This is a genomic window from Moraxella equi (assembly GCF_002027555.1).
GTDB classification, from domain to species: Bacteria; Pseudomonadota; Gammaproteobacteria; order Pseudomonadales; family Moraxellaceae; genus Moraxella; species Moraxella equi.
In genome coordinates, this window is the sequence record NZ_MXAP01000029.1 from 71,272 (window position 1) to 78,537 (window position 7,266).

Below are 7,266 nucleotides of genomic sequence, written 5' to 3' on the forward strand. Positions count from 1 at the left end.
CCCATGCCTACCCCCAAAACCCACATCATTATCCCTGCCCGTTACAAATCCACTCGCCTACCTGCCAAGCCTTTATTGGATTTGCATGGTAAGCCCATGATTTTATGGACAGCCCAAAAGGCTTTGCAAGCGACTTTTGCCGACAGTGTATGCGTGGCAACAGACGATGAGAGGATTTTTGCGGTGTGCGAGAGTGCGGGCGTGCCTGTGGTGATGACGGGCGAGCATGCGTCAGGCACGGATAGACTGGGCGAAGTGGCAGAAATTCTAGGCTTGGCGGACGATGACATTGTCATCAATATGCAAGGCGATGAACCGCTCGTCCCGCCTGTGCTACTAGAACAAGCCAAAAATCTTTTGGTGGAAAATCCTGACTGTGTCATGGCGACGTTGTGTGAAGTGATTGATAATTATGATGATTTTTATAAAAATTCGGTGGTAAAAGTCGCCCACGCTCGCCAAAATGCCCTATATTTTAGCCGTAGCCCAATCCCTTGTGACAGAGACGCTCATTTGGCAGGCGAGCTTGGCAATGCCCCAAAAAATGCCTATCGTCATTTGGGATTATATGCCTATCGGGTCAAATTGTTAAAGGAATTTGGCACATGGGAGCAGGGCGTATTGGAACGTTTGGAGAGTCTAGAACAGCTGCGCATTTTGGAAAACGGGCAAAAAATCGCCATAGATGTCGCCAAAGTTGCCTTACCGCTTGGGGTGGACATGCAGGAAGATTTGGATAGGCTAAATGCCATGCCGATTGATGAGTTTTTGAAATTCTAATATGAACGAACAAGAACAGTTGCCCTATTTTGCCCCGTTACTGCCTTGGCAAACCCACGCTTGGGAGCAGGTGGTCGGTCAGTTTTATGATGGTAAATTACCGCATGGGTTGTTGGCGTGTGGTATGGCAGGCATTGGTAAGCGTGAATTTGTATGGCGGTTTGTGGCGTGGCTGCTGTGCCAAAACAAGGGCGAGCAAGGGGCGTGTGGGGCGTGCGATAGCTGTCATTGGCTCATGGCAGGGACGCACCCTGATGTCATGGTGCTACCGTCTGAGAGCTTGCCTACGTCTGATGAGAGTGAACTCTCGTCCATTAAGATTGATGACGTGCGAGCCTTGCAGGAGTATAGCCATGTCAAGGGGCATGGCGTTCGGCTCATCGTGCTGGATAATGCCGACACGCTCACGATTGGGGCGAGTAATGCCCTGCTAAAAACCCTAGAAGAGCCACGAGCAGGCGTGCATTTGATACTGATTAGTGACAACCCTGCCAAGCTCATGCCTACCATAAAAAGCCGTGCGCAAGCCCTACCGCTTGGGGCTGTTTCTCATGATGTGGCGTTGGCTTATGTAGGTGGAGTGTTGGGCGATGAGAGTCTTGCCAGACTTGCCCTGACACTCACCGACGGGGCGGTATTAAAGGCGGTGGACTTGCCAAAGGCGGTGTGGTTTGGTAAGCGTGTATTGTGGCTAAAAACATGGCTTACCCTAAGGCGCGGCGAGCGGTCAGCGGTGAGTGCCAGCGACTACTGGCAGGGCGTGATGAGTTTTGGTGATTTTGCGGTTTTGACACGGCTTATGCTTATGGACGTGGTGCGAGTGGGGCTTGGGCTTGATAGCATTCATACCGACATGGATGTGGCAGGGCTGATAAATGGGGCGGACAATCTAAGCCTCGACAAGGTAGAAAATTTCCTAGCAAGTCTTGATGACATGGCGGTGGCGGTTGGGCAAAACGTGCAGGACAAAATGGCGTATGATGAGCTGTTTTGTCGCTTAGTGGATTTTTAAAGCTTGGTTTTGGGTTGTAGGGGCGAATCATATTCGCCCTTATGATTTTACACATTTAATAAATGAAATAATCGGAAGTGGCAAAATGCTACAAATTTTATATCAAGATGATGACATGGTGGCGGTGAACAAACCTGCTGGTATGCTGGTTCATCGCTCATGGCTTGACAAGCATGAGACGGTATTTGTGATGACGGTTTTGCGTGATATGCTTGGGCAACACGTTTTTCCTGTTCATCGGCTAGACCGCCCAACGTCAGGGGTGCTACTGTTTGCCAAGTCGTCTGATGTGGCAAGGGCATTGTCGGGGCAATTTGAACATCATACGGTAGATAAATCCTATCTGGCGGTGGTGCGTGGCTATCTTTTGGGTAGTGGGCGGATTGATTATCCGTTAAAAGTCAAACTTGATAAAATCGCCGATAAATTCGCCAAAACGAATAAAGAACCTGAATTCGCCATGACTGATTATGAGAATTTGGCAACGTGCGAAATGCCCTTTGTCTCGGTGGATAGATACGCCACATCTCGGTATAGCCTTATGAAACTTATCCCAGTTACAGGGCGAAAACACCAATTAAGACGACACATGACGCACCTATTTCACCCTATTGTCGGCGATACCACGCATGGTGACACCGCCCAAAATCGTGCGGTGGCAGAGTTTACGGGCGTATCAAGGCTACTTTTGCACGCTCATACTTTGGCATTTGATGACATGAGCGGTAAGCGTATCACGGTGATGGCTCCGCTTGATGATGGATTTAAAAAGGTTGTCAATGATTTTGGATGGGGTGAGTGGGTGTGATAAATTTTACTAATCGCTTAACCAAAAACCGCCCGAATACTTTTTATGGTATTCGGGCGGTTTTTATGAGCGATAATTTACAAGGTTATCATCTGCAAGTCGTCAATCACGCTTGCTCCACCCAGCGTTTTTGACTTTCTTTAATCACTTCTTTGGCGGTGGCGACATCAAAAAAGCCTTCTACTTTGGTGGTGCCAGCTTTTTTCAAATCCTTGTAGTGGTTGAAGTGAAATTCTAGCTGTTTGAGAAGCTGTGGTGGCAAATCATCAAGGCTGTTGTAGGCGTTGCCGTTATTGCGGTCATCGGCAGGCACCACGATGACTTTGTCGTCCACTTCGCCATCATCAACAAACTTCATCACGCCAATCACTTTGGCTTTTAGGAAAATACCCGTGGTCAATGGCTGTTCGGTTAGGATGAGTGCGTCTAGCTCATCGCCGTCTTCGTCTAGGGTTTGGGGGATAAAGCCATAGTTGCAAGGCTTGGCAAAGGTGGTAGGCTCAACACGGTCAAGCTCAAAACACGCCAATTTGCGGTTCCATTCGATTTTGTGGTTTGAGCCAGTAGGGATTTCCACGACCACGTTAATCTCGCCTGCGTCCACGTCGCCTGCGTCTAGGATTTTGTTAAAATCTACCATAAAATTCTCCGATGGGGATTAAAAAGGGTGTGCCATTGTAATATTAAATCCGCCCAAGTGCAATCATCAATTTATGATGTTTTTGCATATTGCTTGTGGATAATGGCATATTATCAAGGCTTATCTGATGTATCAGGCAGGCAAATGGGGGTACTGATACAGCTTGGAGTATCCACTTTTGTTTTGTCTAAGGCGGTCATGAGTTGTAAGGTTGCCCGTTCCCAATCTTCAATTTGACTTGGGTCATCAAGGTGGCGTTTGTCAAGATTGGCAGGATTTATGGGATATTTATCGTCTCGCTCATCTGTTGGTGTGGCGATAAATGCCAGAAAGGCTTGGGCTTTTTTGCCAAGTTCGCTGTCATGTTTGCCAAGTTCGCTGTCATGTTTGGCAAGTTTGACAAAGCTTGCTTCGTCTGTGAATGTTTCATCATTTTCATTGATGTAGGTGATAAATTTGGTTTTATCATCGTTTAGCCAACGTGTATTGTCTGAACCAAAAAATAACAAATATTCATAAAATAACGACAACCGTTTGGCATCATCAATAAATACACTCTGCGGATACATCTTTTGATAATCTTGCCAAAATAACGCCCGCTCGATAAGCTCATCTAATGAAATGCTAAGACCTGCATCGCACCATAGTGGCTCTTGGTTGTCGCTGGCAAGTCGCTCAATCATGACTGCTTGGTCTTTTGGCAAATGGGGCGTAAACAGCTTGGCAAATGCTTGATAATCATTGACAAAGCCAAATTCCCCTTCGCAGTAGTCTGCTATTTTTAGCTTATTTTGTTTGACTTGCTTGATGAAATATTGGGCTTTTGGGTGTAGGGTGGCGATGTCGGATTCGTTGTACTTTTTGTTATAATGAATGTCGTACATGACCTGATTTAACTGGTCAAATTCTGTATCATCAAGCAAAAATGTATCGCCTTGCCAAAAGGATAAAAAACGCTGATAAGCAAGCTGATACTGTGTCGCCCACTTGATTTGGGTGGTGTTGTCGGCAGTCGGTAGGCAGTGATTTAATAGTTTATCTGCCTGATCAAAGTCATCTATTTGACTATTGATGTCAATGGCATTTAGTGTGTTGGTAATGGCTTGGCAATCAATCGCTTGGGGGTTGGTGCTTTGGGCGACTGGCGTGGGTGATGTAGGGGTAGCGTCCACAAAGGTCTGTTCGGCTTGGTGTGGCTTGGTGTTTGGGGTAGGTGGGCTGTTGGGTTTGTTGTCGCAAGCGGTCAAGGACAATAGGGTGATTGCGATAATTGTTAATGGGTATTTCATGTTTATTTGCTTGATATTGGCTCATTTATGGGTCTTAGGGCGATTTGTCCGCTGTGTCTTTTTTGAATATTACTGATAAATTTATGAATAAATTCGTGTGTTTGGCTCTCATCAAATTTACCAAATTGCGACAGTTTTACCATAGCCATGCCTGCATAGCCACAAGGGTTAATGGCGTTAAAGGCGGTCAAGTCATTGACAAGGTTAATGGCAATGCCGTGATAGCTATGCCCGTGCTTGATTTTAAAGCCGAGGCTTGCAATTTTGCCAAGCATATCGCCCGAGCGGTTGTAGATATACACCCCAGGGGCATCTCGGCGAGCCTTGGCGGTCAAATCGGGCGGTAGGTATTCGCCGACCACGTCTTCTATGGCTTGCTCGGCGTGGCTAACTAGGTCTCGCACGCCCATGCCAAGGCGGTGCAAATCCCACAGCCAATAGACCACAAGTTGCCCGACGCCATGCCACGTTACCTGTCCGCCACGGTCGGTTTTGATGATTGGGGTGTCGGTTTTGTAGAGAATATGCTCTTCTTTGCCTGCTTGCCCTAGCGTATAAACGTCTTGATGTTCCACAATCCACAGCTCATCAAGGCAGGCTTTGTCAGCCTTTTTATCGTCAATGCGAGACAAAATGCGAGCAAGCATATCATCATGCGTGGTGTTATATTCGGCATGGGGGTGGGTGGTGGTGTGTAAGTCGTCCCATTGTAAGGGGGTAAGGTCTAGGTGGGGTAGGTTTAGGGTCATGGTTTTTACTTGTCAAATAAAGGGCTATTTTACGTCATTTTGTTAAAAATAAAAACCACTTTAACCACTTTTGACCGCTTGCACACCCTTTACCCTTTTGTTATAATCTTGCTTATCAATCGGGGTGCTTTTATGGCTGAGATGATACCCGTGAACCTGATACAGTTAAAACTGGCGTAGGAAATTGATAAAAATTGACGAGCAACACACTTTTTTGGTGTGGGTTTTGACTGTGCTTTTTACTTAAAAAAGGAAAAACCCATGACCAAAGTTACCAAAAACCCACTCTCCCCAGACCAAATTCCCCTAGACTTAATCGACGAAGTCCGCAAGCAAAATCCCCTAATTCACAACATTACAAATCTGGTCTCCGCCAATTTTACCGCCAATGGACTGCTTGCTGTTGGTGCGTCTCCGATGATGGCAGAGTCGCCCTTAGAGATGGCGGAGCTTGCCAAAATCAGCAGTGCCATTGTGCTAAATATCGGTACGCCGTCCGACCCCAAAACGTCCGCCATGATGATTGCAGGGCAAACCGCCAACGCCCACGGCATTCCTGTGGTGCTAGATCCTGTGGCGGTGTCGGCAAGCACTTTACGCCAATCTACCATTTATCAGATTAGCCAAGTGGTACAATTTGACGCCATTCGTGGCAATGCAGGCGAGCTTGCGTTTTTGGCAGGGGCGAACTGGCAAGCCAAAGGCGTGGATGCAGGGCGTGGCGATGCGGATTTGGCGAGCATTTGCCAAGCGGTTGCGAGCAAATATCGCACCATTGCCATTTTGACAGGCGAGATTGACTACATCTCGGACGGCACGCAGGTGGTCGCCCTTGCCAATGGTACACCCCTTTTGCCCAAAGTTACCGCCACAGGGTGCTTGCTAAGTGCCGTGGTTGGGGCGTTTTTGGCGGTGGCAGGGCGTGAGCGGTATTTGGTGGGGGCGGTCAATGCCTGTGCCACGTTTGCCATTGCAGGCGAGCTTGCCTGTGAAGGCTTATTGTCAAGCCAAAGCGGTACGTTTATGTATCAATTTTTGGACAAATTGGGCGGTATTAGCCCCGATGAGATTGCAAATCGTATCAAATTTGTGGGAGAAAAGGCATGAGATATGTCCACACCCACCCATGCACCAATCGCCCCGCCCAGGCTCTTAGTATTGCAGGGTCGGACTCTGGCGGTGGGGCAGGCATTCAGGCGGATTTAAAGACCTTTACCATAAGGCGTGTATTTGGTACAAGTGTACTGACCGCCACAACCGCCCAAAACACCCAAGGCGTATGGGACATTCATCATCTGCCGACCGACCACATTAGAGCCCAGCTTGTCGCCATTCGGGACGATTTTGAGATTGGGGCGTGCAAAATCGGTATGCTTGGCACGTCCGACATCATTGATACGGTGGGGCAGTTTCTGCAAAACCGTCCGTTTGGGCAAGTGGTGCTTGACCCTGTGATGATTGCCAAAGGCGGACAATCCTTGCTTGATGACAACGCAACGGACAGCCTAAGACGGCTTATTCCCCTAACGGACATCATCACGCCCAACCTACCAGAAGCCGAAGTGCTAACAGGCATGACGATAGCGTGTGATGATGATATAAGGCAAGCCCTGTACGCCTTACAAAGCATGGGAGCAAAGACAGTCATCATCAAGGGCGGACACAGCCAAAATTCCCAAAGTGCCATGTGCATAGATTATGTGCTTGATGAGACGGGCGACATTTGGCAAGTACAAAGCGTGCGCACCAACAGCAAAAACACGCACGGCACAGGGTGTACGTTCTCGGCGTGTATCACGGCAGAGCTTGCTAAGGGGGCGAGCGTGGCAGATGCGATTCATACCGCCAAACGCTTAATCAGTCAGGCAATGAGCACCGCCCCCAACATCGGACACGGACATGGGGCGGTTAATCATTGGGCGTTTTGGGAAGGTGGGGTATAGATAAAATGATTGGTAAATTTTAAAATCGTAGCAACTGTATCCCTT

At 48.0% G+C, this 7,266-nt stretch carries 9 protein-coding genes and 1 riboswitch; of the genes, 6 read left to right on the forward strand and 3 right to left on the reverse strand.

Features of this window, described 5'->3' with window-relative positions; genetic code table 11:
- Positions 1-3: 3 nt before the first annotated feature.
- The 4 genes from kdsB (at position 4) to B5J93_RS13455 (ending at position 2,734) form a co-directional block, all read left to right on the forward strand.
- Positions 4-780, forward strand: a complete 777-nt coding sequence (kdsB, locus tag B5J93_RS03315; protein ID WP_079324575.1) for a 3-deoxy-manno-octulosonate cytidylyltransferase — start codon at positions 4-6, stop codon at positions 778-780.
- A gap of 1 nt (position 781) precedes the next feature.
- A complete protein-coding gene (locus B5J93_RS03320) occupies positions 782-1,792 on the forward strand; it encodes a DNA polymerase III subunit (protein WP_079324576.1) in 1,011 nt (336 codons plus the stop codon).
- Between the two features lie 85 nt (positions 1,793-1,877).
- A complete protein-coding gene (gene truC / locus B5J93_RS03325) occupies positions 1,878-2,600 on the forward strand; it encodes a tRNA pseudouridine(65) synthase TruC (protein ID WP_079324578.1) in 723 nt (240 codons plus the stop codon).
- Positions 2,597-2,734, forward strand: a complete 138-nt coding sequence (locus B5J93_RS13455; protein WP_158080674.1) for a hypothetical protein — start codon at positions 2,597-2,599, stop codon at positions 2,732-2,734. Before truC ends, B5J93_RS13455 begins: the two co-directional genes overlap by 4 nt.
- Here the strand turns inward: B5J93_RS13455 and B5J93_RS03330 are convergent.
- From B5J93_RS03330 to lipB, 3 genes are all read right to left on the reverse strand, one after another.
- Entirely contained in the window at positions 2,707-3,240 is a 534-nt protein-coding gene (locus tag B5J93_RS03330; protein WP_079324580.1) for an inorganic diphosphatase, read from the reverse strand. The two genes, B5J93_RS13455 and B5J93_RS03330, sit on opposite strands and share 28 nt — an antisense overlap.
- Positions 3,241-3,353: 113 nt before the next feature.
- The gene (locus B5J93_RS03335; protein ID WP_079324582.1) at positions 3,354-4,529 is read right to left on the reverse strand and encodes a hypothetical protein; all 1,176 of its coding nucleotides are present in this window, start codon (positions 4,527-4,529) and stop codon (positions 3,354-3,356) included.
- A gap of 2 nt (positions 4,530-4,531) precedes the next feature.
- Complete coding sequence (lipB, locus tag B5J93_RS03340; RefSeq protein ID WP_079324584.1) at positions 4,532-5,278, reverse strand: lipoyl(octanoyl) transferase LipB; 747 nt, start codon at positions 5,276-5,278, stop codon at positions 4,532-4,534.
- A 110-nt stretch (positions 5,279-5,388) separates the two neighbouring features.
- A riboswitch (TPP riboswitch) is annotated at positions 5,389-5,478 on the forward strand.
- A gap of 61 nt (positions 5,479-5,539) precedes the next feature.
- Between lipB and thiM the strand changes: the two genes are divergently transcribed.
- Positions 5,540-6,385, forward strand: coding sequence for a hydroxyethylthiazole kinase (gene thiM / locus B5J93_RS03345; RefSeq protein ID WP_079324586.1), 846 nt, complete (start codon positions 5,540-5,542; stop codon positions 6,383-6,385).
- Positions 6,382-7,221, forward strand: a complete 840-nt coding sequence (thiD, locus tag B5J93_RS03350; protein WP_079324588.1) for a bifunctional hydroxymethylpyrimidine kinase/phosphomethylpyrimidine kinase — start codon at positions 6,382-6,384, stop codon at positions 7,219-7,221. The genes thiM and thiD overlap by 4 nt, the downstream gene beginning before the upstream one ends.
- Positions 7,222-7,266: the final 45 nt, after the last annotated feature.

Excerpts from the sequence above, each read along its gene's own strand:
- kdsB (WP_079324575.1), top strand. The coding sequence starts at position 4 with ATGCCTACCCCCAAAACCCACATCATTATCCCTGCCCGTTACAAATCC.
- B5J93_RS03320 (WP_079324576.1), top strand. The coding sequence starts at position 782 with ATGAACGAACAAGAACAGTTGCCCTATTTTGCCCCGTTACTGCCTTGG.
- truC (WP_079324578.1), top strand. The coding sequence starts at position 1,878 with ATGCTACAAATTTTATATCAAGATGATGACATGGTGGCGGTGAACAAA.
- B5J93_RS03330 (WP_079324580.1), bottom strand. The coding sequence starts at position 3,240 with ATGGTAGATTTTAACAAAATCCTAGACGCAGGCGACGTGGACGCAGGC.
- B5J93_RS03335 (WP_079324582.1), bottom strand. The coding sequence starts at position 4,529 with ATGAAATACCCATTAACAATTATCGCAATCACCCTATTGTCCTTGACC.
- lipB (WP_079324584.1), bottom strand. The coding sequence starts at position 5,278 with ATGACCCTAAACCTACCCCACCTAGACCTTACCCCCTTACAATGGGAC.
- thiM (WP_079324586.1), top strand. The coding sequence starts at position 5,540 with ATGACCAAAGTTACCAAAAACCCACTCTCCCCAGACCAAATTCCCCTA.
- thiD (WP_079324588.1), top strand. The coding sequence starts at position 6,382 with ATGAGATATGTCCACACCCACCCATGCACCAATCGCCCCGCCCAGGCT.